At 65.1% G+C, this 24,640-nt stretch carries 21 protein-coding genes; 6 read left to right on the plus strand and 15 right to left on the minus strand.

The window, feature by feature from the left end:
• Nucleotides 1-323: 323 nt before the first annotated feature.
• From groL to GXY33_02180, 3 genes are read right to left on the minus strand one after another with little or no spacing between them, the layout of a single operon-like run.
• The gene (gene groL, locus GXY33_02170) at nucleotides 324-1,949 is read right to left on the minus strand and encodes a chaperonin GroEL (protein ID NLX03929.1); all 1,626 of its coding nucleotides are present in this window, start codon (nucleotides 1,947-1,949) and stop codon (nucleotides 324-326) included.
• 35 nt (nucleotides 1,950-1,984) lie between these two features.
• Nucleotides 1,985-2,272, minus strand: coding sequence for a co-chaperone GroES (locus GXY33_02175; protein ID NLX03930.1), 288 nt, complete (start codon nucleotides 2,270-2,272; stop codon nucleotides 1,985-1,987).
• A gap of 56 nt (nucleotides 2,273-2,328) precedes the next feature.
• A complete protein-coding gene (locus tag GXY33_02180) occupies nucleotides 2,329-2,760 on the minus strand; it encodes a response regulator (GenBank protein ID NLX03931.1) in 432 nt (143 codons plus the stop codon).
• Nucleotides 2,761-3,131: 371 nt separating this feature from the next.
• Between GXY33_02180 and GXY33_02185 the strand changes: the two genes are divergently transcribed.
• A complete protein-coding gene (locus GXY33_02185; protein NLX03932.1) occupies nucleotides 3,132-4,211 on the plus strand; it encodes a diguanylate cyclase in 1,080 nt (359 codons plus the stop codon).
• On the opposite strand, the gene GXY33_02190 is transcribed toward GXY33_02185, so the two are convergent.
• The 8 genes from GXY33_02190 to GXY33_02225 form a co-directional block, all read right to left on the minus strand.
• Nucleotides 4,189-4,548 carry a hypothetical protein gene (locus GXY33_02190; protein NLX03933.1) on the minus strand — a complete coding sequence of 120 codons (360 nt, stop codon included), beginning with the start codon at nucleotides 4,546-4,548 and terminating at the stop codon, nucleotides 4,189-4,191. The two genes, GXY33_02185 and GXY33_02190, sit on opposite strands and share 23 nt — an antisense overlap.
• A 67-nt stretch (nucleotides 4,549-4,615) precedes the next feature.
• Nucleotides 4,616-5,245, minus strand: coding sequence for an HAD family hydrolase (locus GXY33_02195; protein ID NLX03934.1), 630 nt, complete (start codon nucleotides 5,243-5,245; stop codon nucleotides 4,616-4,618).
• Complete coding sequence (locus GXY33_02200) at nucleotides 5,246-6,643, minus strand: hypothetical protein (protein NLX03935.1); 1,398 nt, start codon at nucleotides 6,641-6,643, stop codon at nucleotides 5,246-5,248.
• A gap of 66 nt (nucleotides 6,644-6,709) precedes the next feature.
• Complete coding sequence (locus tag GXY33_02205) at nucleotides 6,710-7,282, minus strand: SIS domain-containing protein (protein ID NLX03936.1); 573 nt, start codon at nucleotides 7,280-7,282, stop codon at nucleotides 6,710-6,712.
• 4 nt (nucleotides 7,283-7,286) lie between these two features.
• Nucleotides 7,287-8,801 (minus strand): bifunctional heptose 7-phosphate kinase/heptose 1-phosphate adenyltransferase, encoded by a 1,515-nt coding sequence (locus tag GXY33_02210; protein ID NLX03937.1) that lies wholly within the window; start codon nucleotides 8,799-8,801, stop codon nucleotides 7,287-7,289.
• Entirely contained in the window at nucleotides 8,777-9,850 is a 1,074-nt protein-coding gene (gene lpxK / locus GXY33_02215; GenBank protein NLX03938.1) for a tetraacyldisaccharide 4'-kinase, read from the minus strand. The genes GXY33_02210 and lpxK overlap by 25 nt, the downstream gene beginning before the upstream one ends.
• 120 nt (nucleotides 9,851-9,970) lie before the next feature.
• Nucleotides 9,971-11,074 carry a hypothetical protein gene (locus GXY33_02220; GenBank protein NLX03939.1) on the minus strand — a complete coding sequence of 368 codons (1,104 nt, stop codon included), beginning with the start codon at nucleotides 11,072-11,074 and terminating at the stop codon, nucleotides 9,971-9,973.
• Nucleotides 11,075-11,093: 19 nt separating this feature from the next.
• Nucleotides 11,094-12,191 carry an isocitrate/isopropylmalate dehydrogenase family protein gene (locus tag GXY33_02225; protein ID NLX03940.1) on the minus strand — a complete coding sequence of 366 codons (1,098 nt, stop codon included), beginning with the start codon at nucleotides 12,189-12,191 and terminating at the stop codon, nucleotides 11,094-11,096.
• Nucleotides 12,192-12,471: 280 nt separating this feature from the next.
• On the opposite strand from GXY33_02225, the gene GXY33_02230 reads away from it, so the two are divergent.
• From GXY33_02230 to GXY33_02240, 3 genes are read left to right on the plus strand one after another with little or no spacing between them, the layout of a single operon-like run.
• Nucleotides 12,472-14,208 carry a hypothetical protein gene (locus GXY33_02230; GenBank protein ID NLX03941.1) on the plus strand — a complete coding sequence of 579 codons (1,737 nt, stop codon included), beginning with the start codon at nucleotides 12,472-12,474 and terminating at the stop codon, nucleotides 14,206-14,208.
• Between the two features lie 48 nt (nucleotides 14,209-14,256).
• Nucleotides 14,257-15,336 (plus strand): lipopolysaccharide heptosyltransferase II, encoded by a 1,080-nt coding sequence (gene waaF, locus GXY33_02235; protein ID NLX03942.1) that lies wholly within the window; start codon nucleotides 14,257-14,259, stop codon nucleotides 15,334-15,336.
• Nucleotides 15,337-15,370: 34 nt separating this feature from the next.
• Nucleotides 15,371-16,762, plus strand: coding sequence for an exo-alpha-sialidase (locus tag GXY33_02240; GenBank protein NLX03943.1), 1,392 nt, complete (start codon nucleotides 15,371-15,373; stop codon nucleotides 16,760-16,762).
• Between the two features lies 1 nt (nucleotide 16,763).
• Here the strand turns inward: GXY33_02240 and GXY33_02245 are convergent, their stop codons facing one another.
• The 4 genes from GXY33_02245 to GXY33_02260 all read right to left on the minus strand — a co-directional run bounded on the left by GXY33_02245 (nucleotide 16,764) and on the right by GXY33_02260 (nucleotide 21,858).
• On the minus strand, nucleotides 16,764-17,345 hold the full coding sequence (locus tag GXY33_02245; GenBank protein NLX03944.1) for a biotin transporter BioY: 582 nt from the start codon (nucleotides 17,343-17,345) through the stop codon (nucleotides 16,764-16,766).
• Between the two features lie 124 nt (nucleotides 17,346-17,469).
• Entirely contained in the window at nucleotides 17,470-19,914 is a 2,445-nt protein-coding gene (locus GXY33_02250) for a polysaccharide deacetylase family protein (protein NLX03945.1), read from the minus strand.
• Nucleotides 19,915-19,938: 24 nt separating this feature from the next.
• Nucleotides 19,939-20,904, minus strand: a complete 966-nt coding sequence (locus GXY33_02255) for a lysophospholipid acyltransferase family protein (GenBank protein NLX03946.1) — start codon at nucleotides 20,902-20,904, stop codon at nucleotides 19,939-19,941.
• A 48-nt stretch (nucleotides 20,905-20,952) separates the two neighbouring features.
• The gene (locus GXY33_02260) at nucleotides 20,953-21,858 is read right to left on the minus strand and encodes a deoxyribonuclease IV (GenBank protein ID NLX03947.1); all 906 of its coding nucleotides are present in this window, start codon (nucleotides 21,856-21,858) and stop codon (nucleotides 20,953-20,955) included.
• Between the two features lie 69 nt (nucleotides 21,859-21,927).
• Here GXY33_02260 and GXY33_02265 point away from each other — a divergent pair, with 69 nt between their 5' ends.
• A complete protein-coding gene (locus GXY33_02265; GenBank protein ID NLX03948.1) occupies nucleotides 21,928-23,721 on the plus strand; it encodes a TIGR03960 family B12-binding radical SAM protein in 1,794 nt (597 codons plus the stop codon).
• A gap of 40 nt (nucleotides 23,722-23,761) precedes the next feature.
• Nucleotides 23,762-24,586: an inositol monophosphatase gene (locus GXY33_02270; protein NLX03949.1), complete on the plus strand. Its 825-nt coding sequence runs from the start codon at nucleotides 23,762-23,764 to the stop codon at nucleotides 24,584-24,586.
• The last annotated feature ends 54 nt before the right edge of the window (nucleotides 24,587-24,640 follow it).

The raw sequence follows: 24,640 nt of genomic DNA on the forward strand, positions 1-24,640 counted from the left end.
CACGTCCCATAACCCGCGATCGCCGCCGAAAACACGCGAAAAAAAACTCCCGCATCGTCCTATAACCAACGCGACGCCGTCGCAAACCGCCGCCAAAAGCCGCCTCGTCGGGCAACCGCCAGCGTATTCCGTTGCGCCACAACCCCGAGGATGACAGGATGCGTCCACGGAAAACGGAGCGCAGCCTCTCGCAGAGTGACATGCCGGCCGTGGATCGTCAACCGCGAAAAATCCTCCGCCGCCGGCGTGCGGTAAAAGCGAAGCGGGCGCCCGACTTCGACTCGGCCGCCCGCGATCAGGTTGACAACAATGAAAACGGCTGCTTAGTACGCGCCGTGCGGCGGATGCGCAGCCGCCGGCTTCTTCTCTTCCGGAATCTCCGAAACCGCGCAACTGGTGGTCAGCAGCAGTCCGGCGATGCTGGACGAGTTCTGCAGGGCCGTCCGCTCGACCTTGGTCGGCACGATCACGCCCGCCTGGACCATATCGACGTACTTGCCCTCCAGCGCGTTGAACCCGAAATTTGGGTTGTCGGTGTGCTCGATCACCTTCTGGCAGACCACCGAACCGTCGAGGCCCGCGTTGTCCGCGATCTGCTTGATCGGGGCGGTCAACGCCCGCTTGATGATCTCCGAGCCGGTCTTCTGGTCGCCGCTCAGCTTGAGCTTGTCGATGGCCTTCATCGCCCGCAGAACGGCCACGCCGCCGCCGGGCAACACGCCTTCCTCGACCGCCGCCCGCGCCGCGTGCAGGGCGTCCTCGACCCGCGCCTTCTTCTCCTTGACCTCAGCCTCGGTCGCGCCGCCCACGTTCACCTGGGCCACGCCGCCCGACATCTTGGCCAGACGCTCCTCGAGCTTCTCCCGGTCGTAGTCGCTGGTGGTCTTCTCGATCTCGTTCTTGATCTGCTCGATCCGGCCCTTGATGTCCGAAGCCGAACCGGCGCCTTCGATCACCGTGGTGTTTTCCTTGTCCACCTTCACCCGCTTGGCCTGGCCCAGATCGCTCACGTCCAGGTTCTCCAGGCTGATGCCCAGGTCCTCGAAGATCGCCCGACCGCCGGTCAGGATCGCGATGTCCTCCAGCATGGCCTTGCGGCGGTCGCCGAAACCGGGGGCCTTCACCGCGCAGCACTGAAGCGTGCCGCGAAGGCGGTTGACCACCAGCGTCGCCAGCGCCTCGCCCTCGACGTCCTCGGCGAGAATCAGCAGCGGCCGGCCCGCCTTCGCCACCTTCTCCAGAATCGGGATCAGGTCCTTGATCGACGAGAGCTTCTTCTCGTAAATCAACACGTAGGGCTTTTCCAGCACCACCTGCATGTTCTCGGGGTCGTTGATGAAGTGCGGGCTGATGTAGCCGCGGTCGAATTCCATCCCTTCGACCAGATCGACGTTCGTCTCCAGGCTCTTGCCTTCCTCGACCGTGATCACGCCGTCCTTGCCGACCTTCTGCATGGCTTCGGCGATGATCTTGCCGATCGCCGCGTCCTGATTGGCCGCGCAGGTCGCCACCTGGGCGATCTGCTTCTCCGACTCGATCTTGGTCGACATCTTGGCCAACTCGGCCACCACGGCCTCGACCGCCTTGTCGATGCCGCGCTTCAGTTCCATCGAGTTGGCCCCGGCGGCCACGTTCTTGAGGCCCTCGTCGAAGATCGCCTCGGCCAGGATCGTCGCCGTCGTCGTCCCGTCGCCCGCCACCGTCGAGGTCTTCGAAGCCACTTCCTTGACCATCTGGGCGCCCATGTTCTCGTAGGCGTCCTCCAGCTCGATCTCCTTGGCCACCGTCACGCCGTCCTTGGTCACCGTCGGCGAACCGAACGACTTCTCCAGCACGACGTTGCGGCCGGACGGCCCCAGCGTGATCTTGACCGCGCGGGCCAACTGCTTCACGCCCCTGCGGATCGCCTCGCGGGCTTCCGCGTCAAATGCCAGCTTTTTCGCTGCCATGTGAGTTCACTCCTTTCTTTCTGCGGGTCTCCGCTCTACTCCACGACCGCCAGGATGTCTGACTGGTCCATGATCATGTATTCCTCGCCGTCCACCTTGACCTCGGTCCCGGCGTAGCTGGTGAAGATGATCTCGTCGCCCTTCTTGATCTGCAGCTCGCTGCGCTTCCCGTCTTCCAGCAGCTTGCCGCTGCCCACCGCCACCACCTTGCCGCGCTTCGGCTTTTCCTTGGCCGTATCCGGCAGCACGATCCCACCCTTGGTCTTCTCTTCCGCCTCGAGACGTTTGACCAGGACTTTCTCGCCTAACGGTCTGAGCTTCATAGCTACTCCTTTCGTAACAATTCGGAAACCACGGAAAAAGCATTTCCACAAGAGCCCTAGTTGGCCGAAGCGCCTCCGAACCAACCGGGTGTTTTCACCGGGGAGCCGACCTTCAAAGCCTTAATGACTGTCTCGATCACCGTGACCTTGCTGACGGGGCGGGGAAGAATCGTCAGTGCCTTGAGCCGCAGGGCCTCCTCCAGCCAGTGGCGGTCGTACCGACCCCCGATCAACACCACCGGCAGGTTCTCAGCGATCAGGTGCATCCGACGAACCAAATTCAACCCCCCCAGCCGCGGTTCGTCCGCCGCCACCAACGCCAGGCTCGGACGCTCCGACTTCAGGATCCGCAGCGACTGATTCTCGGTGGTCGCCCAGCGCAGCGTCACCGACACCCGGGCCAACTCGCGGGCCACGCCCTCAAGCCACTCGCTACGGGCTTCCACCACCAGAATGCGTCGCGTTGGTTCCACAATGTCCGTCGACACGGCACTCGTCCTTCGAATGGCACAGTCGCCATCGCAGGACACTATGCAAACCATGTACCAAATCCCATACGCTCTATGCCGATATAAGTGCTTGTCAGCACAAGAGCTATACCGCACAAAAGCGAATGCCCTTTCTGGGGCCGTGCCGCTTGCCATTTTTTCCACACCCCGCGACGCCGGGCTGACATGATGACAGGCCGTACCGGCATATCCTAAAACCACCCCCTTTACCCAATCTAACCACCTTAACTCACTGACTCGCAGCCGCCTCCGATCGGTCTTTGATTTCTTCGACGTGTGTATCTTATGCTCAAAGTGAGAAGGCATATCACTCCCGCCGGCAGGCAGCGGCGGGCGAAAGGACAGGACCGATGGCCGCCGTAGAGCCAATCCGGGTACTGCTGATCGACGTCGATACCGGCTGGGCTCGATCCGTCGAACCCCCTCTCCAATCCGCCGGCCTTCGCACCTTTCTCGCCGAAGACCTCGCCCAGCTTTCCGAGGCCCGCCAGGCCTGCCTCGACGCCGTCCTGGTCGCCAGCGTGCTCCGCGAGGTCGATCAGATGGACCTGCCGACCATCGTGCGGATGATCAACCGGGCCGAATACCTGCCGGTCTTCTGGATCGCCCAGGATCCAAACCCCACCGCCGTCACCACCGCACTGGAGTTGGGTATCGACCTGGTGCTCCCACGTGACGTGCCTCTCTCGGTCCTGCTCTGCTACATCCTCAAAGCCGCCCGGGCCCGGCGACGAATCGACGAGCTCCAAAGCGGACTCAAGGACCTTCGCGGCGCCCTGGCCGAGCAGGCCCGCTGTCTCGACCGCCTCCGGGACGACAACGCCCAGCTTCACGACCTCTCGATGCGCGACGGCCTGACCAAACTCCACAACAACCGCTACATGCACCAGTGGATGGCCCACGCCTTCGCCTACGCCAGCCGCTACCAAAAACCGCTGAGCATCATCCTCATCGACATCGACCACTTCAAGTGGATCAATGACAGTTACGGCCATCCAGCCGGCGACCAGGCCATCGGTGACCTGGCCCGCGTCTTGCGAAACTCCGTCCGCGACAGCGACCTGGTCGCCCGCTACGCCGGCGACGAATTCCTGATCGCCCTGCCCGAAACCGGCGCCGACGGCGTCCCCGTGTTCGCCCAGCGAATCCTCGATGATATCTCGTCCATCGTGATCGGCCCCGCTCGCAGCGGCCGCTGCATGTCGTGCTCGATGGGATCGGCCACCTTCCCGACCGATCAACCCGCCGCCACCTACCAGGAACTGATCCTGATCGCCGACCAGGCCCTCTACGCCGCCAAACGCGCCGGACGAGGACGGTTGGCCCAATGGCATCAACTGGACAGGCCACATCAGGAAGCGGTCAACGCCCGCGAACGGGCCGTCTCAGCCGAGAATCTCAGCCCCTTCACCCTTCCTGCCGATCAATGACAAAAAACGTCATCGCCAGCATCTGCAGGGCGATCGCCCCCAACAACTTGAGCCCCACGCTCGAATACGGATGCAGCTCCGGAAGGTCCAGCAATCCAACCGCCGTCCACAGCAGCAGCACCAGCACCAGCAACTGGGCCACGATGCCGATCAACCGCAACAGCGAAAAATCGCGATGCTGCTGGACCCGGGCGATCAGACGCAACTGCTGGAGAATCTCATCGAGCTTCCGTTCCACCCCCTTCAGATCGGCCGGCCCCGGAGACGCCGACGGCGCGAACGGAGCATGAATATCCTCGGAGGCCGCCTTCTGCCGCGTGCTTTGGTCTTCACCCATAGTCCGACCTGCTTCCAGCCGATCACGACGCGCCCGTTCACTTCCGCCCCGCACCCCGGCGCGACGTTCAGATCGGCCTAGAACTACCCATCCGGTCCGACACTATTGTAGCCGCAGCCGCCAGATTGTCAGCAAAAAAATCCGCCTTCAACCCTTCCGGCTGCGCCCGACGATCCGTCGTGTCCGGCAGCTTGATCGTCCGGACACCCGCCGCCACGCCCGCCCGCACGTCGTCCCACCGGTCGCCGATCATCCACGAACCGGGCAAAAACACCCCGCACCGCCACGCCGCCCACCACAGCATGCCCGGACGCGGCTTGCGGGCTCCGCTGAGGCCGCGGTACGCCGCGACCGGACCGTCCGGATGGTACGGGCAGTAATAGCACGCATCCAGCCGCACCTTCGCCGCCGCCATCAGCGCCATGAAACGCTCGTGAACCGCCCGGAATTCCGCATCCGTGAACCGTCCGCGCGGAAGCCCAGCCTGGTTGCTGACCACCACCAGCGAAAAGCCCGCCGACCGCATCGCACCAAGCCCCTCAGCCACGCCCGGCATCAACCGCACCAGGTCCGGATCGCGGATGTAACCCACGTCCTCGATCAACGTCCCGTCGCGGTCCAGAAACACCGCCCGCCGCGGACGAAACGGATCGCCGCTCGGCTTGGCCTCGCAGAACATCTCGTACGCGCTGATCATCTACTCGTCCCAGAACTCCTCGTCCGCGTCGTCTTCCGGAATCACGTCCATCGGCCGATCCGGCCACTGCTCCATCAGGTCGTCCAGCGAATCCCGCGGACGGGCGTACCGCGAGACCGGAAGGGTGATCGTCTGATCGAGAATCGAAAGACGGTAGTCGCCCTCGCCCTCCAGCGGCCGCGGCACGATCATCGCCACCGTCCACGTCGAAAAATCCTCGAACAGACTCCGCAGCCGCCAGATCTCCGGCGTGCTCCGCCAGCCGCGGCTGCCGTCGTTCCACGTGATCGTCATGCGGTCGTTGCGGTAGGTCAGCGTCGCAGTGATGCCGGAGTCGCCGACGTAGCCCAGTTGGCCCACCGCCGCTAGTTGCGTATCAAGGCTCGAACCGGTGATCCCGCCGCCGCCAAACCGCGACATCGTGCCCAGCGAAGTGTCCTTCTGCTCGTTCGCCAAAAGCGCCGCCGCCGCCACCTCGCCCTTCACCGTGCCCGGCCCCGTATAGAACCACGGCTGCGACGCCACCTCCCCGTCGAACGCGAAATAGACAACCGAATCGTCGTTCGGGTCCGGCGACGGCGTCGCGGCGGCAAGCCCAGCCGGCGGAAAAACGCTCAGCGGCGATCCCGCCGTCGTGATCTGCGCCCCCACCGATCCCTCGTCGTACTCGTAATTCAGCATCAACGGCTTCATCTCACGCTGGTCCGAGCAAAGCTTCACGCACTCCTGACGCACCATGATGTCCGTCTCGTTGCACAGACTCTTGGCCACCAGGAATTCCTGCGAAATCCGCACAAACACCAGCAGAAACCGCCCCTCCGGACACTCGCGAACCACCACAAAATTGCCTTCGCCGTCGAAGCCCAACTCAGCCTTGCCGCCCTGAACGGCTTTGACCGCCGGGTTCCGATGCCGCACCCCATGCACCGCCGTGAACGCGTCGATCTGGGCCACCTCCACAAACGTCAGTGGCGCCGGATTCGCAAACGGAACCACCACCAGCAGAACGAACAGCGCCACGCCCGCCAGCCCGCTCAGCCGCCACGGCGTGATCTGCAACCCCAACAGGTTCGCCACCTCCGTGGTCATCACCTCGTTGAACCGGTAAAACCAGCTCGGCGGCTTCTCCTGCTTCACCGCCGCCGCTTTGCGGCCCGTCCGAAAGTCGTACCCGCACGACAGGCACACCACCGCGTCATCCGGCAACTGCACCGTGCACCACGGACACGACCGGCCGCTGACGGGCTTCTTCTCGCTTGGTTCGCTCGCCTGACCGATCGCCTCCGCCGACGGAACCTCCAGCACCGTTCCGCACCCGGGACATCGAATCCGCTTGCCCGCCGCCTCATCCTTGACCTTCAGCCGTTTGCCGCACTCGCAGACCACACTGATCGGCATCGACGCACCCTCACAACCGCCTCGACCGTCAATCCCGAACGCACTAGACCCACCGGACCGTCGCCGCTAGCGCGGACACAGCGACTCCTCCACCAACTGGCAGATGATGTGATACGCCAGCATGTGGACCTCCTGAATCCGCATCGTGCGGCTCGCCGGCGATCGGAACGTCACATCCGCCACCTCGGCCAGCGCGCCCCCCTTCTCGCCGGTGAACGCCAACACCCGCGCCCCTTTCGCCTTGGCCGCCTTCGCCGCCGCCAGCACGTTGCCGCTCTGCCCACTCGTCGAAAACCCCCAAAACACGTCGCCCTCAGCCGCCAGCGCCTCGGTCTGGCGGAGAAACACGTCATCGAACCCGTAGTCGTTGCCCACGCACGTCAGCACCGACGTGTCCGTCGAAAGGGCGATCGCCGGCAGCGGACGACGGTCGTACACCAGCCGGCCCACAAACTCGCCCGCCACGTGCTGGGCGTCCGCCGCCGACCCGCCGTTGCCCGCCAGCAGCAGCTTGCCGCCCTTGCCCAGCGACTCGGCGATCATCTCCGACATCCGCGAAATCACCGCCACGTGCTCGTTGGTCAACATCTCCACCGTCCGCCGATGGTCCTCGAGATTCGCCCGAATCTTGTCCAGCATCATGCTATGCCCCGTTCAAATCGTCGCCCGCCCGATCCACGATCGAGCGGATGATGCCCGTCGTGCTGTACTCGCTCTCGATCGGCGCCAGCACGACCCTGCCGCCGTAGCCCGTCACAAAATCGTACCCGACCACCCCCTCGGGTCGCTCGTCGCGACCCTTGCCGCCCTTGACCAGCACGTCCGGCCGAACCTCGTGCACCAGCGAATCGACCTCCTTCTCGTCGAACAGCACCACGTAGTCCACCGCCTCCAGCGCCGCGATCATCCGCGCACGGTCCGTCTGGTTGATCAGCGGCCGACTCGGACCCTTAAGAGACTGCACCGACCGGTCCGAGTTAAGCCCCACCACCAGCAGGTCGCCCTGACGACGCGCGTACTCCAGCACCGTGATGTGGCCCGGATGCAGCAGGTCGAAACACCCGTTGGTGAACGCCACCCGCTTGCCGTGCGCCCGCAGGATCGCCAGTTCCCGCAGCAGTTGCCGCCGGTCCACCACCTTGCCCAAATGCGACCGGTGCAGCTTCAGCAGCTCCCACTGGAGCTGGTCCAGCGTGATCGGCACCGCGCCCGACTGCTCGACCTCCCAGCCGCCCGCCACGTTCGCCAGCACCGACGAACCGCGAAGGTCCAATCCCGCCGCCAGACCGTACGTCAGCGCCGCCAGCACCACGTCGCCCGCGCCCGTCACGTCAAACACCTCGCGACGCTCCGTCGGCACGTGCTCGCTGACCGTCGAACTCGACAGGTAAATCCCGTCCGCGTCCAGCGTCACCACGACCGCCTCGATCCCGTGCCGCTCGCGCAACGCCCTGCCCGCCTCCGCCGCCTGCTCGATCGTGCCAATCCGCACGCCGCCGGCCAGCGATGCCTCCACGCGGTTCGGCGTAATCACCGAAACGCCCGCGTACCGACCGTAATCGCCGATCGCCGCCGGGTCCACGATCACCGGAATCGACCGCTCGCGCGCCCGGTCCGCCAGCCACCCGACCAAGCCGCCCGCCAGCAACCCCTTGTTGTAGTCCTCGATCGCGATCGCCCCCACCTCCGGCAACACCGCCTCGATCCGCCGCCCAAGATCGCCCATCGTCTCCGCGTCGCACGCCGTGCAGTCCTCATGGTCCACCCGCAAAAGCTGCTGCGGAATCCGATGCTGGGCCAGACCCACCAACCGCTGCTTCAGCGGCGTCGCACGCGAAGCCGCCGTCACCAGGCACGCCAGCTCCGCGCCCGCCTCCGCCAGCCCCGAGCGCACCGCCCGGCCCGGCTCGTCGTCGCCCACCACCCCCGCGCAAAACGTCCGGCAGCCCAATGCCAGCAGACTCGCCGCCACCGAACCCGCGCCGCCCAATCGATCCTTCCGCCGAACCACCCGCAGCACCGGCACCGGGGCCTCAGGACTGATCCGCTCGGCGTCGCCGTAGAGGTACTGATCCAGCATGAAATCGCCCACCAGCAGAACCGGCTTGGGACGATTCTGATCCAGAAATTCCACTAACTCGCTGATCCGCTGATCCATGATCTCTCCGCAATGCACCGGCCAAATCCCTCGATCCGCTCCCGCAGCATCGACCGCAAAACCCGCTCGTCGTCGGATGAGAACCGAATCGCGATCGACAAAGCCGATATCCGCCGCGGGTCCACCCCCGCCGACATCAGCACGCGCGGGTCCAGCTTGACCACGTCCTTGCTCGTACAGACCAGAAGCTCCGCGCCAGACCGACGACGACGATCCTCCAGATCGGACAGGTCCTGCCCCGAATAGTCGTGATGATCCGCGAAACTGACCCGGTCGACCACCCGCGCGCCAAGCCGCGAAAGGCTCTCGTAAAACGACTCCGGCCGGCCGATCCCCGCAAACGCCACCACCGCCCGGTCGTGAAGGTACGTCAGTTCCGTCGAAAAACCGTCCAGGTCCACCAGCTCACGCGGAAGATGGCTGCTGGTCAGGATCGGACTGCCCGGACAGTACCGCCCGATCCGCCGGCAAACCTCGTCCAATGCCTGGGCGGCAACCTGATCGGAACGCGTCACGATCACCAGGTCCGCCCGTCGAAGCTCTTCCGGCCGCTCGCGCAGCCGACCGGCCGGCAGCATCGCCTCATACCCGAAAGGGCACGTCGCGTCGATCAGGCAGATATTCAAATCCCGCCCGAGCCGCCGGTGCTGAAAGGCGTCGTCCGCGATCAGCACCTGGGCCGACTGACCCACCGCCCGCCGCGCCGCCGCCGGGCGATCCGGATTCGCCACGATCGGCACCGCCGCCAACTGCTGGCGAAGCAGCAGCTCCTCATCGCTGAACTCGCCCCGCTTGGCCCCGTAGCCGCGCAGCACCACGCCCGGCATATACCCCATCGCCTGAAGCAGTTCCGCCACGTAGATCACCGTCGGCGTCTTGCCCGTCCCGCCCGTGGTCAGATTGCCCACCGAAATCACCGGAACGTCCAGCCAGAGGGTCTTGAAAACCTGGTGATCGTACAGCAGATTCCGCGCCCGCGTCAGCCAGCCGTACGCGACCGAAACCGGACGAAGCGCCGACGGCGACTTCGCCCGCCACGCCCGATCCATCCGACCTGTCACCTTCTCTGGCATCACCGAAGAACCCGCCATACAATCGCCGCCAGCCAACCGAAGAATATCCGGACGCTCGCCCGCTGTCCAGATCGCGCCGCCGCCAGGCCGCGACGATCAGTACGTCCCGAAATCGATCGCCGCCTGCGCCGCCGCCCGAAGATTCTCCACCGGAGCGTTCCGCGGCACCGCGCACGCGCTGCCGAGGATGTACCGGCCGCCCGGCTTGCCCGCCTCGACGCAGCGCCGGGCCTCGTCGTACACCTCCTCCACCGTGCCGTCCAGCAGCGTCAAACACGCGATCCCGCCCATCAGCGTCAGCTTCTCCCCGAGCACCGACTTGGTGTGCGCGACGCTCATCCCGCTGCTCGGATCGATCCCGTCCATCGCGTCAACGCCCACCGCCGGCAGACTCTCCAGCAGCGGATCGTAATTCCCGCAGCAGTGCTTGTAGCAGAACACGCCCCGACCGCGAAACTCCGCCGCCGCCTGGCGATACGCCGGCACGCAGAACCGCTCGTACGTCGCCGGGCTGATCACGCTCGCCGACGCGTACGAGTCGCCAATGTAGATGCAGTCCAGGCCCGTCTCGATCAGCGCCTTGCCCATCTCCGTGGTAATCGCCACCGCCTTCTCGATCAGCGCGAACGCCAGCTCCGGCCGGTCGTGGAAGCACATCAGCGCGTCTTCCGGGTCGCCGAGCTGCTGGACCATGAAGTTGATCGTCTGGCCGCCGCACATCCCGATCGCGAACAGGCCCTTGCCGTGGGCCTCCGCCACGCACTCAGCCACGTTGCGCACGCACCCGCGCTCCACGTACTCGCGGCTGCTCGGAACCGGGATCGCCCGCACCTCCTCGATGCTCGCCACCGGCTTGGGCGGCTCGAACAACACCAGACCGCCGCCGCCGTCCACGTCGTAAAAACCCTCAGCCCGACCGGTCGAACGGTCGAACTGCATCAGCCGCCCCTCGTGCTCGCGAACCTCCTTGGCGCGATACCAATCGTCGCCGGGCCCGATCCGCAACCGCACGCCGTCGCAGCCGCAACGAACCGCCGCCTCCACCATGCACCGGTTGCCCAACGCCGGATCGATCAGCGCCTCCTCAAACCGCCGACCGCTGATCTGGCACGCATGGTCGGTGAAGATCGTCGCCAGAAAAGGCACCCGATCCGGCAGCCGACCCGAAAACACCGCTCGCATCCGCTCTCGTGAATCCATCCGCATCCTCCTGCCGCCGCTACTTCATCGTCTTGATCTTCGCGATGATCGCATCCGCCATTTCCTGCGTGCCCACCGCCGTCGGATCGTCGCGGTGCGCCTTCATGTCGTACGTCACGTCCCGGCCTTCCTCGATCACCGCCGCCACCCCGCGCTCCAGCAGCTCCGCTTCCCGAGTCATGCCAAGCTGGCGGAGCATCAGCATGCCCGAAAGGATCACCGCCGTCGGATTGACCTTGTTCTGCCCCTTGTACTTCGGCGCGCTGCCGTGGGTCGCCTCGAACACCGCACCGTGCTCGCCCACGTTCGCCCCCGGCGCCACCCCCAGCCCGCCCACCAGCCCCGCGCACAGGTCGCTCAGGATGTCGCCGTACAGATTCGGCAGCACCAGCACGTCGTACAGCTCCGGCTTCTGCACCAACTGCATGCACATGTTGTCCACGATCCGGTCTTCAAACTCGATGTCCGGATACCCCTTCGCCACCTCGCGCGAGACCTCCAGCCACAACCCGTCGGTGAACTTCATGATGTTGGCCTTGTGCACGCTGGTCACCTTGCGCCGGCCGTACTGCCGCGCGTAGTCGAACGCGTACTTGACGATCCGCCGCGTCCCGGCCTCGCTGATCGGCTTGATGCTGATCCCCGCGTCCGTCCCGATCTTCCGCTTGCCCTCGCCGTGGCGGTTCAACCACTCGATCAGCTCCAGCGTCGGGTCCTGGCCCCGCTGAAACTCGATGCCCGCGTACAGGTCCTCCGTGTTCTCTCGCACCAACACCAGGTCGATGTTGTCGTACCGCGACCGCACCCCCTTGTAACTCTTGCACGGCCGGACGCACGCGTACAGGTCCAGCGACTGCCGCAGGAACACGTTGACCGACCGGAACCCCGTGCCCACCGGCGTCGTGATCGGAGCCTTCAGCGCGTACCGGTTCTTCCGAACCGACTCCATCGTCCGCTCCGGCAGCGGCGTCCCTTCCCGCGCCATCACGTCCACCCCCGCCTCCTGGATGTCCCAACGGATCGGAGCCCCGGTCGCCTCAATGCACCGACGCGCCGCCTCGGCCAGTTCCGGTCCCGTTCCGTCGCCCGTAATTAACGTGATGGTCTGATCGCTCATCGGCGTCTCCTGTAACCTCCTGTAAATGCCTGCGTTTCGGAAACCGCGGTTTCGACCGTCCGGTCCGCCCCGCCAAGAGCCTATTTACCATACGCACCGCCCCTGCCGGTTGCAAGTACATCCCCCTTGCCTTATAATACTTGTCTGCGGGGTGACACTCGAACCGTCACCAACCAGGCCTGGAAATGGCTCTTCCATGACCCAAAACGTAGTGACCAGTGACCAACCGGACCATACGGCCAATTCGGGACCTTCTGATACCATCAGCGGCCCCACACCATTGAACTGGCAGTTCGCCTACACCGAATCAGCAACACAACTTGATGTTAATAAGCTAAACTGGCTGAACCCACGCCAGATCGGCGGCGAACTTATCAAGGAAAACGTCCAACGACAGGTCTGGCGCATCCGTCTGGGCGAGAAATCCTTTTATCTCAAGCTCTTCCTGCGAGCCGGCCGCTGGTGGCGCCTCAAACGCTGGCTGCGAGGGCCCGCCTGCCTGAAGGAATGGCGGGTCGCCCGCTACGCCTGCGAAAAAGGCATCAACTGCGTCCGGCCCGTCGCCTATGCCCTCTGCAACGGCGAACCAAGCCCCGTGGACTGCCTGTTAATCACTGAAGGTATACCAAAATCAGCATCACTTACAGAATACTGGGACCGACTGACCGATGATTGCCAGTCGCAGCCGGCCCGGACCATCGCCGAACTGGAAGACGCCGTCGCTGAGCTCCTGGCCAAGGCCCACGAAGGCGGAATCGCCCACTCCGATCTCCATCCGGGCAACCTGCTGGTCGAACCCTCCGACCCCCGGGTCAAGGTCCATCTGGTCGATCTGCACAGCATCCGCACCGGCCGGGCCGTCTCCCACCGGGTCGCCCTCGAAAATCTGGCCCAACTCAACCAGTGGTTCCGCCAGCACGCCACTATCACCCAGCGGATGCGGCTCCTGAAACGATACATGGTCTACCGCCACCAGCTTGGGACCTGGTCCAACGGAACCTGGGCCCCCGACACCTTCAAGCACTGGGCACGCCTCCTGGGCCACGCCACCCAGACCCACTCGCGACGACTCTGGGCCTCCCGCGACCGCCGCGTCCTCAAGACCTCCCGCTACTTCACGTGCATCAGGCTGCCCAACTACTGGCGAGGACACGTGTTCCTGCGGTCCAAGCACCGCTGGCCCTGCTCTGCCGCCTCGCACCTGAGTTTTCGCGCCGACGACTGGAAACGCATACTGGAATGCCCCGAGGCTCTCGTCGAACACCTTCTGGCCCAGTCCCGCCCGATCAAGCATTCGCGATCAGCCCTCGTCTCCCGGGGCGCGATCGACGTCGGCGACCATCGCGTCTCCGTCGTCTGCAAACGGCACATCCGCCGAAAACCCCTCGGAGCGATCTGGGACTGCCTGCGCCACTCCCGCTGTCTGCGGGCCTGGAAGCTCAGCTACGCCCTGCTCCACCGCGGCATTCCCGTCGCCCAGCCGCTGGCCGTCCTGGAACGCCGGATCGGGCCATACCTCGCCGACAGCCTGCTGATCACCGAAGAAGTCAAACCCTCCCTGAACCTCCGTGTCTTCCTGACCACCGTCCTGCCCGCCATGCCCCGCCGGCAGAGGCAAACCATCAAACCCGTCCTGATGGACCAGCTCGCAGCCCTGCTCCGCAGGATGTACCGCAGCGGATTCGTCCATCGCGACATGAAAGCGACCAACATCCTCGTCCAGGGCGCCGGCTTGGAGCATCGCAACAGAATCGATCCCGACAAACTGCGCCTGGTGCTGGTGGACCTTGACGGCTTGCGCCTCAAACGCCGGCCCACCGCCAAAGACGAACTGCGGCCGTTGGTCCGCCTGTCGCTCTCAGCCGACTTAAGCCCGCTGATCACCATGACCGACCGCGTCCGCTTCCTCAAGGCCTACCTGACCCACTACGGCAGCGGACTGCCCGACTGGCGGACCCTGTGGCGGCAGATCGAAAACGAACGCGAAGGCCGCCAGCCGGACCACGTGCCTCAGTAGCGGAGCGACAAAAAAACCGCCGTCAGACCGGGAGCCTGAAGACCGCCAATGGGCAAATCGATCCAACGCGACTTCCGCAACATCCTGATCGTTAAGCCCTCGGCGATGGGAGACGTGATCACCGCCCTGCCCATCCTGACCCCGCTGCGCCAGAAGTTCCCTCAAGCAAAAATCGCATGGCTCGTGGCGACCCGCTGGGCCCCGCTGCTCCGCGGCCATCCGCTGATCGACGAGATCGTCGAATTCGACCGACGGCGATTCGGCTACGTCGGGCGAAGCTGGGTCGTCAGCAAACGCTTCGGCCGCTTCCTCCGATCCCTGCGAGACCGCCGCTACGACCTGGTCCTCGACCTCCAGGGCCTGTTTCGATCCAGCTTCCTCACCTGGGCCACCCGCGCCGCCGTGCGAATCGGCCCAGCCGAAAAACGCGAACTCGGATGGCTGTTCTACACCCACCGCTGCCCGCCGTCGCCAACCAACACGCACGTGGTCGATCGAATCCTCTCGGCCGGACAGCTTCTGGACCTGGACGTTTCCAACCCGACCTTCCCGCTGCCCGTCAGCGACGATGCCCGTCAGTCAGTCGCCCGCGCCCTGCGCGACCGCCTCGACCGCCGCAGCGACTACGTCACCTTCACGCCCGGCGCCACCTGGGCGAGCAAACGCTGGCCCGCCCAACACTTCGCCGAACTGGCCCGCATGGTCGTCGATGAGCTGGACCTGCCCGTGGTGCTGACCGGCGCCAACGGCGAAAGACCGCTCTGCGACCAGGTGGTCGAACAATCCCGAAGCCCCCGCGTGGTCAACCTGGCCGGACAGACCGCCCTGCCCGAACTCGTCGCCCTCATCGCCGCCGCCAAAGCCGTCGTCTGCAACGACTCCGGCGCCATGCACCTGGCGGTCGCCCTCAACCGGCCCCTGTCGGTGGTCATCGGCCCCACCAACGCCGACCGCACCGGTCCCTACCGCCGGCCCGAAAGCATCCTGCAGGCCCATTGCCCCGACGCGCCGTGCCTCAAACGAACGTGCGAAAAACTCCCCGATCCAGCCCTGCCCGCCCCCTGCATGGAGTCCGTCTCCGCCAAACACGTATTCGACAACCTCGTCAGCCAACTTGCGGCCACCTGACCCTCACCCCTTTCCGGATACCAAGAGCGTTCCGATGCCACAACACAAAACAAACCTCTCGTCACCCATTGCAGGCGTCACACAAGGACCGCCGGACCTGACCGCACCGCTCGACACCCCCGATGGACAGGTCTGGCGATACGGCGTCGGATTCCTCCTCCAGCTTGCGCCGCGACGCGCCGCTGTGCTGGCCGCGATCGAAGTCGCCTGCACGCCCACCTACGGCTTCCTCAACGGCAGTGACCTCGTCCCCTTCGACGACCCATCCGGCGTATTGGCGGCTCAAACCACAGCCGTAAACCGCAATGAACGCTGGGACGACAGCCCAACTCAAAAGGCCGGATTGATCCTCAAGAGCCCGATGCTCGCAGGATTCGTCCCCCTCGGCGCAAGACGATCCGACGGCTCAAACCACCCAGCCGCCGGCACGGGATTTGGCCTATGCCAGGCCCACGCCTTTCCGCTGGACGAAGACGGCCGATTCCAGTGGTGGAGCCCGGGAAGACGCGACCTGCTGGAAGTCCACGCCTTCTCATACGACGGCGCCGCGTTTCGCAGCGTCAGAACCCAAACCGCCACGCAGAATCCCGAATCCCCCCTGATGACCGCCGATAACCAATGGCGCATCGTCTCATCCGGAATGACCACCGCGATTCCCGACGGCGACGATCTCCTCCTGCCGGTCCTGGCCGGCAAGGCGGACGGCTCAGCGGTGGGAGTCGGCGCCTGCCGCTGGACCTTCCGCGACGGACGATGGCAACCAGCCGCGTTCCTGCCCACCGCCGAAGCCAAAAACCCCGGCGAGGGCGCGAACCTCGCCGAAAAATGCCCGTGGTTTGAGCCCTCACTGGCCCGCATGGCCGACGGCTCGCTCCTCTTCGGCGCACGCGGACAGCCCGGAGAAGGCAACCCGGACTCGGCTCGCTCCATCGAGGTCTGGCGATCCTCCGACAACGGCCGTTCATGGCGCACCGCCGCCCGCGCCGCCGATGTCCGAAACGACGCCCCCGTCTCCGTCGGCTGCACCGCCGACGGCACGCCCTACGTCATCTCCAACCCCTACGACCCCAACGTCGCCATCAGCCCAAAGACCGGACGCGGACGTGGAAAACTGGTCTGCTGGCCGATCGATCTGGAACGCGGCGGTCTGGCCTCTCCCTTCACCATTCGAGACGCCCAAGCCGACTTCGGCCCGCTCCCCCCTTCCGACGATCCCGACTACGCGGAAGCCTGGCTGGTCGATCATCCCACCACCGCGGCCCTGCGACTCGCCGACGGCCGCTGGCACAACGTCATGGCCTGCCGCGTGACCCACGGCCCGCTCTACCGGCCATCAAAAGCCTTCCCCTCCGCTTGGAACGGCTGCCATCTCGAAGAGCTGATCTCGAAAGGACCAGCCGTGCCCGCTTGGAATTTCAGCGAATAGATTACCGGCTCTCCAGCCGCACCGCCCGGACAACACCCGCGGCCAGAACGATCTTGACCGCGTCCACCGCCACGAACGGAGCCACCGCCATCGCCAGCGTCGCCCCGATCGGAGCCCCCGTCAGCAACGCAAGGTGCGTCGCGCCCAGCAGATGGATCGTCGTCACCGCCGCCGCCATCGCCAGCACCACGCCCGTCAGCGACCGGCCAACCCCGTAGCGCCGCAACAGCATCGAAAGCATCGGAGCGGACAAAACAAATCCCAGAATGTACCCGCCCGTCGGCCCCAGCGGATACCCGCCGCCCACCGCGTACCACGGCAACCCCGCCATCCCCGCCAACAAAAACACCGCCTGGGCCCCAAACGCCAGCCGCGGACGAAGCAAACCGCCGATCAGCAGCACCACCAACACCTGCGCCGTCACCGGCACCGGCGTAAACGGCAGCGGTATCTTGACCTGCGCAGCCAACGCCGTCAAATACGCCCCAACCACCACCAGCAGCACCTGGACGCCCACCGACCGGCTCTCCAACAGCCCGCAAACCCGCGTCCGAACATCCGTCAACGCCAAAGCCGTCTTCATCGTGTACGCTCCGAGAAAATCAAAGGAAATACCTCGCTCCAGCCCAATCTTATAGCAGCCGGCCCGCACCCGATCAAGCGGATTCCGAGCGACCTCCCCTGTGAGGAACCCCAAGACAACGAATCTACAAACCGGGCAAAAACCCCGCGACCTCCAGCGCCTCAAAAGTCGGCGAGGTCAGCGTAAAGAAGAAGTTATACTGCCCGAAGTCCTGATCGATCTTCAGCAGCACCACGTTGTCCCCTTCGCGGAGGGTGACCGCGAAAACTTCCTGATCCGGCTGAGCTCCGCGAAACGCCCGCTCGACGCGGACCAGCTCGTGGTTCACGTACAGCTTGTAGCCGTCGTCGCTGCCGATACCGATCCGAACCGTCTGCGCCCGCTTCGAACGTATCACGCAGCCGGCGTAGACCAGCACGTCGTTGGGAAACTCCAGCGCCTTGATCGGCTCGAGGCCCATCAGGTCCACGCTGCCGTGCTCGTCCGCGCCGAGTCTTGTCCATCCGTATTGCTTCTCGTTCCACGTGATCCGCTCGCCCGCGTTCGCCTCGACCTTCGCCTCGCCGCCCGCCGCAACCAGATAGTCCACGTCGAACCCCTGCTTGACCGGCCGAGCGCCGGGATTGGGGAACGGCCCGCAGATCAGCCAATCCGTCACGAACATCCGGTACGGCCCGTCCTGCCCGACCGTCACCACCCGCTCCGAATCGACCGGCGGCGAATACCGCAAACCCTCCAGACGCCTCCCGTCGGCTGCCGACCTTAGCCGCCAGTAAAAACCCCCCGTCGACAAAACGACTACCCGATTGGCCCCCTCCTTCAAGGCAACCGTCTGGTCGTTCTCCGCAACCCGCCCGTTGATCCAGATCGCCCGCGAACCGAGGCACAAAACCTTCGCCTCCTGCGCCTTCGGCGAGTCGACGAGCGAGGTAAAGAGACATTCACCCTCGAACCCGACGTACTCGCGGCTGTTGCCTTCCGCAGCCGGACACGCCTGCCACGACAACCGCGCCCCGTCCGCCAGCTCATAAACCCCATCCGGCTCGCCACACGCCGCCCGGATCACCGATCCGCCCAGACTCCGCCCCGCCGACGGCGACAGCACCAGGAAATTGCCCGCCGGATACCAACCGGGAGCATCGACGGGAGCAACGTTGTGATAGCCCGCCACGTACAGCCGCCCTCGCCGACCCTCGGCCGTAAAGTCAACCTGCGCCGCCAGCAGCGTCGGATAATCCACCGATCCAAACGACCGATCGACCCACCGAACATCCACCGCGTCGCGAAGCGTCGACTGACCCGCCACCGAGCCCCACTCCCGCCGCACCACCGGCGGCTCAGCCGCCAAAGGCAAACGGTACGTCACAACCACGTCCTCAATCGCCTCGCCCCCGTTGACCAACTCAAGCCGCAACTGCCTCTCGTCATCCGACAACCGAATAGCACCGCTCAGCGACGGAAAATCCGTCGACGCGACCGGCTCGTCCTTCACATACACCGCATCAATCAACTCAGGCAGCATGCCATCGCAAACCGGATAGGGCACCGAAAAAACCAATGACGTCTCACTCCGCCGGTCCGCCTCAACCGCCTGCCCGTCAACCGCCACGCGTGCCGCCCCCGCAACAACGCCCGTCACCTCCAACGTCAACGGCACGCTCGCGCCCGCGTCCAACACCGACGGCCTCGCCAGCTCAAACGACAGCGTCCCGCCCTCATGCCCGATATTCTCAATCTCCCCGTACTCCCGCTGAAACCGGTACGACCCGTACTCGCTCTGCGTGCAGTACCAGCAGTCCTCCAGATGCGAGTGACTCTTGATCTGCTCCTCCAGCATCTCCCACTTGTTGTAGTTCTCGTACGCCCATGCGTGCGTGCAGAAACTCAAATTCGGCTCGACCCGCCGCTGACTCTCATCGCCGAACCGCTGACCAAACCACGGCTCGATCGGATGGCCGTCGCCCGGCAGCTCCAGATTCCCCGAAAGCCCCTCCATCCCCTCCGGAAACGGCCCGCCGCTCCACGCCGCGTGAACGTATCCGCAGCGGCGAAGCACCCGGTAAATCGCCCAGTGAAACTCCGGCATCGGAGCATAAACAAACCCATTGCCCGGAAACGCCAGCGCGTTGACCGGCACGTCCGTCCGCGCCTCGATGTCGATCCGCGACTTGAGATACTCCTCCCACGTCTTGTTGTACACGCTGCCCGGACCGCCCGCGTGCGTCAGCGTGTGCGACTGAACCGCATGCCCGCCCGCGATCAGCGTCTTCTCAGCCTCCGCGCCCAACCCGCCGCCAACCACGTAAAACGTCCCCTTCTGCCCGTACCGACCCAGCAGCTCGCCCATCTTCAGATCGGCCGCCGTCGGATTGTCGTCCCATCGCGACGTGATCGCCCACTTCGCCCCACGGTACAGCGGCATCACCTCGACCCGCGCATCGCCGCCGACCCCCGAAACCTCCACCCTCTGCCGGCACATCCGGATCGGCAACTCCTCCGCCTGACCCGCCCAAACCGCTGAACCGCACGCCACGAAAACCGCCACCGAGCACGTCAACCAGCGAGCCATGAACTACCCTCCAAACCAACCCGCCTACCCCGCCTCGCGCTCCTCCCGCGGCCGAGTCTTCCACCGCCGGTGCAGCCACAAGTACTGACGCGGATCGGCCAGAACCATCCGCTCCTGCGCCTTCATGAACCGCTGCGTGATGTAAAAAATCTCATCCTCCTGACCCGCCCAGTCCTCCGGATAGATGATGTCCGCCACCTCCAGCTCGTAGAGAAACTCATCCCACGAAATCCGTCTCGCGCAGCCGACGATCAGCGGCACGCCGAAACTCCGCGCGGCATGCGCCACGCTCTTCTGCGTCGACGCCGGCCGGCCGAAAAAATCCACGAACAACCCCTTGCGGCCCGCGTCCTGATCCGCGATGAATCCCAACGCCGCGCCGCTCGCCAACGCCTCCTGGGCCCCAGCCGTCGCCCCCTTCTTGTACAGCAGCTTCAAACCCCGACGCTCCCGAATGCTCAGCAAATAATCGTTGATAAACGGGTTATTCAGCGGACGCATCACCGCCACCGTGTCAAACCCCAGACACGCCAGCGTAAATCCCGCCAGCTCCCAACTGCCGTAGTGCCCGGTAAACAGCACCGCACCGCGACCCTGCAACAGCACCCGCAACGCCTCCTCAAAGTTCTTCAGCCGAACGTGACGACGCCACGTGCCCAGCGTCACCAACCGCGGCGTGAAAAAACACTCCATGCAGAACATCACCAGGTGCTCGCACGACGCCTTCCCGATCGCCGCCAATTCCCCCTCGCTGTACCGGTCGCCCAGCGACCGACGCAAATTCTCCATGATCTGATCGCGATGACGACGCTTGATCAGCTTCCGCAACAACGGCACGTCCGTCCCGATAATCCACCACATCGCGTCGCCCAGCCGCCGCGCCGCCCGCAAATTCCACTCAATCGGAAACAGATGGAACACCAGGGTCACCATCCGCAACGCGAGGTACGCCGTGTAATCGACCGCCTTGTTTCGCCGCTTCTGCGCCATTCCGTGAATTCTACTGCCTTCGCCCAACCCCCGTCAACCAAACCGCGATCACGAAACCTGGCCATGCCCCTCCTCCGCCAACTTCCGCAACAACCGCAAATTCCGCCGGTCAAACGTCAAATCGTCGCCCTTCGGCGTCTCAATCACCTTCGGCACGCCAACCAGACGCTCATCGCGAACAAAATGCCCGAACGCCGCCAACCCGATCCGCCCCTCGCCGATGTGCGCGTGCCGGTCCAGCCGGCTGCCCAACTCGCCCGCCGAATCGTTCAAGTGCACGCAACCCAACCGCTCCAGACCCACCAGCTTCTCGAACCGCGCCATCAATCCATCGAACACCCGACGATCCGCCACGTCGAACCCAGCCGCGAACAGATGACAACTGTCCATGCAAAACCCCAATCGCTCCGGATGCCTCGATGCCGCCATGACCTCCGCGATCTCCTCCGGCACGCTCCCGATCAATCCGCCCGCGCCCGCCGTCGTCTCCAGCAGCACCCGCGTCTCGCCGCCGTCCGCCGCCAACACCTCGTCCAACCCCTTCGCCACCAGACGAATCCCTTCCTCAACTCCCCTCCCGCGATGGCTGCCCGGATGCATCACCAGATCGCCCACGCCAAGCCGCCGGCACCGCCCCAGCTCATCCGCCAGCGCCGCAATCGACCGCCCGCGAACCACCACATCGTCGCTGCCCAGATTAATCAAATACGCGCTGTGACCCACCACCCGCTCGACCCGCGGCCGGCTCGACGCCAGCGCCGACCGCCACGCCGCCGCCTGCTCGTCGCTGATCGCCGGACCCTCCCACTGCCGCTGATTCTTCACGAATATCTGCACGCAGTTGCACCCCAGCCGACCGGCCAACCCGATCGCCCGATCGTACCCGCCCGCAATCGACAGGTGCGCGCCCAGAAGCAGCGGTGGCTTTGCCGCCCTGACATTGCTATCATTCATCATTTGCACTCAACCGCGAACCCAAACGACACACAAACCCGAACCAGACGCTCGACGATAGAAAACCTTATGCCCACAACCGACGAACTCAAAGATAAATTCTGGCCCTTCGTCCGAAACCCAGCCCAGTACATCGGCCGCGAAGTCAACATGATCCGCAAGGACTGGGACGCCGCCGACCTGCGCATAGCCCTCGCCTTTCCCGACGCCTACACCGTCGGCAGCTCGTCCCTCGCCGTCCACATCGTCTACGACGTCCTCAACGCCATCCCCGGCGTCCTCTGCGAACGAGCCTTCTGCCCCTGGCCCGACGCCGCCGACCGACTCCGACACGCCAACCTCCCACTCTACGCCCTCGAATCCTACCGCCCGCTCCGCGACTTCGACCTGATCGCCTTCAGCGTCCAATACGAAATGCTCTACACCAACGTCATCGAAATGCTCGACCTCGCCGGCGTCCCGCTGGCCGCCGCCGAACGCTCCGACAACGACCCGCTCGTCCTCATCGGCGGCTCGCAGGCCCACAACCCCGAACCCCTCGCACACCTGATCGACCTCGCCATCCTCGGCGAAGCCGAAGCCGCCCTGCCCCCCTTCGTCGACCTCCTCCGCCAAATCCGACAACACACCCGACGCCGCGACCACCAACTCGCCGAACTCGCCAAAGGCCTCCACTTCGTCTACGTGCCAAGCCTCTACGACGTCCGCTACCGCCACGACGGCGAAATCGACGCCATCGCCCCCAAACAACCCGACCTGCCCATGCCCGTCGTCAAAACCTTCGTCCGCGACCTCGACACCGTCGCCGCCCCCACCAAACCCATCGTCCCCTACGTCCAGACCGTCCACGAACGAATCAACATCGAAATCATGCGCGGCTGCCCTCACGCCTGCCGCTTCTGCCACGAAGGCTGCACCCGACGGCCGCTCCGCTTCCGCTCCCGACAGCGAATCGTCGAACTCGCCGAGCAAACCTTCGCCAACACCGGCCTCACCGAAATCTCCCTCTTTAGCCTCTCCTCAGCCGACCATCCCGAACTCCGACAACTCTTCGATGACCTCAACGCCGCCATGGGACCGCGACACGTCAGCGTCGCCCTCCCCTCCCTCCGCGCCGAAAAACAACTCGAACTCATCCCCGCCGGCACCAGCCGCGTCCGCAAAGCCCCCCTCACCATCGCCGTCGAATCCGCCGACCCCCTCGTCCGACAAATCATCAACAAACCCATCGACGACCAGGCCATCTTCGACGCCGCCACCCGCGCCTACCAGTGCGGCTGGCAGCACGTCAAACTCTACTTCATGATCGGACTGCCCGGCGAAGACCCCAACCAACTGCCCCGCATCGTCGAACTCGCCGACCACATCGCCCAACTCCGCCGACAAGTCGCCCGACGCACAGCCGACGTCAACGTCTCGATCTCCATCTTCACCCCCAAATCCCACACCCCGCTCCAGTGGATCGGCCAGCGTGACCTCGACTACGTCGATCGCGCCCAAACCATCATCAGAAACGCCGCCCGCGGAAAACGCCACATCAAGATCAGCTTCCACAACCGACACCGAAGCCGCGTCGAAGCCGTCCTCGCCCGCGGCGACCGACGCGTCGGCCCCGCCCTCCAACACGCCTGGAAACTCGGCGCGCGATTCGACGCCTGGGAAGAAACCTTCCATCCCGACCACTACTACCGCGCCATCGAACACGCCGGCCTCGACCCAGCCTTCTACGCCCATCGCAACATCCACCCCGACCGCGCCCTGCCCTGGGACCACCTCCAGCCCGCGCCCCAGAAATCCGTCCAACTCCACCAACTCCATAGAGCCCTCGACCTGATCCCCGACGGCCGGAATCTCTTTTCGTAAACCGCCCGCCGCCCCGTACAATACCGGCAAAGGAGGAACCGTGGCGATAGACCTCGACCGTCACATCCAAAGCTTCACCCGCGTCGCCGTCGACCTCGCCTCAAGCGGAGCCGAACTCGCCTTCGGCCTCATGGGCAAAACCGCCGTCTCCCTCAAGGACGACCACACCGTCGTCACCGAAGCCGACCACCGAGTCCAGGAAATGATCGTCCAGCGGCTGCGGCGACTCTTCCCCACCCACGGCATCATCGCCGAGGAAGCCTCCGACATGCTCAAACCCGATGAACTCGAACGCGAGTGCGTCTGGGTCATCGACCCCATCGACGGAACCCGCTGCTTCGCCGCCGGCATCCCCAGCTTCACCTGCTCCGTCGCCATGCTCTACCGCCACGCGCCCGCCGTCGCCGCCATCGCCCTGCCGCGACCGCGAATGATCTTCCACACCAGCCTCAACGAACCCACCCGACTCAACAATCAGCCGGTCCGCGTCACCGACCGGCCCCTCGACCAGCGCAGCGTCATCGCCGTCTCCGGCTCCGAACTCCTCCACGTCCCCGAATACCTCCGCCGGTGGGCCGGCGTCCGTATCGTCCGCGACTTCGGATCCGTCGCCTACCACATCGCCCTCGTCGCCGCCGGAAAACTCGACGCCGCTATCAACTTCAAAGGCAAACTCTGGGACGTCGCAGCCGCCGCCCTCCTCCTCGACCGCGCCGGCGGAACCATCCTCCGACTCGACGACCGCGGCATACCCAACCGCCAACCCCTCTGGCCCATCAACCCAAAAACCTACCGCCGAGAACCCCTCCCCCTCCTCGCCTGCTCCCCCGCCGCCGCCAACCAACTCCAAACCGAAATGACCTGAAACCCATGCCGTCACCCCTTAGAAGTGCGTCGCCCAAATGTAGGTCCGCCGCCC

The organism is Phycisphaerae bacterium, from assembly GCA_012729815.1.
GTDB lineage: Bacteria > Planctomycetota > Phycisphaerae > JAAYCJ01 > JAAYCJ01 > JAAYCJ01.

Excerpts from the sequence above, each read along its gene's own strand:
- groL (NLX03929.1), bottom strand. The coding sequence starts at position 1,949 with ATGGCAGCGAAAAAGCTGGCATTTGACGCGGAAGCCCGCGAGGCGATC.
- GXY33_02175 (NLX03930.1), bottom strand. The coding sequence starts at position 2,272 with ATGAAGCTCAGACCGTTAGGCGAGAAAGTCCTGGTCAAACGTCTCGAG.
- GXY33_02185 (NLX03932.1), top strand. The coding sequence starts at position 3,132 with ATGGCCGCCGTAGAGCCAATCCGGGTACTGCTGATCGACGTCGATACC.
- GXY33_02190 (NLX03933.1), bottom strand. The coding sequence starts at position 4,548 with ATGGGTGAAGACCAAAGCACGCGGCAGAAGGCGGCCTCCGAGGATATT.
- GXY33_02195 (NLX03934.1), bottom strand. The coding sequence starts at position 5,245 with ATGATCAGCGCGTACGAGATGTTCTGCGAGGCCAAGCCGAGCGGCGAT.
- GXY33_02200 (NLX03935.1), bottom strand. The coding sequence starts at position 6,643 with ATGCCGATCAGTGTGGTCTGCGAGTGCGGCAAACGGCTGAAGGTCAAG.
- GXY33_02205 (NLX03936.1), bottom strand. The coding sequence starts at position 7,282 with ATGCTGGACAAGATTCGGGCGAATCTCGAGGACCATCGGCGGACGGTG.
- GXY33_02210 (NLX03937.1), bottom strand. The coding sequence starts at position 8,801 with ATGGATCAGCGGATCAGCGAGTTAGTGGAATTTCTGGATCAGAATCGT.
- lpxK (NLX03938.1), bottom strand. The coding sequence starts at position 9,850 with ATGGATCGGGCGTGGCGGGCGAAGTCGCCGTCGGCGCTTCGTCCGGTT.
- GXY33_02220 (NLX03939.1), bottom strand. The coding sequence starts at position 11,074 with ATGGATTCACGAGAGCGGATGCGAGCGGTGTTTTCGGGTCGGCTGCCG.
- GXY33_02225 (NLX03940.1), bottom strand. The coding sequence starts at position 12,191 with ATGAGCGATCAGACCATCACGTTAATTACGGGCGACGGAACGGGACCG.
- waaF (NLX03942.1), top strand. The coding sequence starts at position 14,257 with ATGGGCAAATCGATCCAACGCGACTTCCGCAACATCCTGATCGTTAAG.
- GXY33_02240 (NLX03943.1), top strand. The coding sequence starts at position 15,371 with ATGCCACAACACAAAACAAACCTCTCGTCACCCATTGCAGGCGTCACA.
- GXY33_02245 (NLX03944.1), bottom strand. The coding sequence starts at position 17,345 with ATGAAGACGGCTTTGGCGTTGACGGATGTTCGGACGCGGGTTTGCGGG.
- GXY33_02250 (NLX03945.1), bottom strand. The coding sequence starts at position 19,914 with ATGGCTCGCTGGTTGACGTGCTCGGTGGCGGTTTTCGTGGCGTGCGGT.
- GXY33_02255 (NLX03946.1), bottom strand. The coding sequence starts at position 20,904 with ATGGCGCAGAAGCGGCGAAACAAGGCGGTCGATTACACGGCGTACCTC.
- GXY33_02260 (NLX03947.1), bottom strand. The coding sequence starts at position 21,858 with ATGAATGATAGCAATGTCAGGGCGGCAAAGCCACCGCTGCTTCTGGGC.
- GXY33_02265 (NLX03948.1), top strand. The coding sequence starts at position 21,928 with ATGCCCACAACCGACGAACTCAAAGATAAATTCTGGCCCTTCGTCCGA.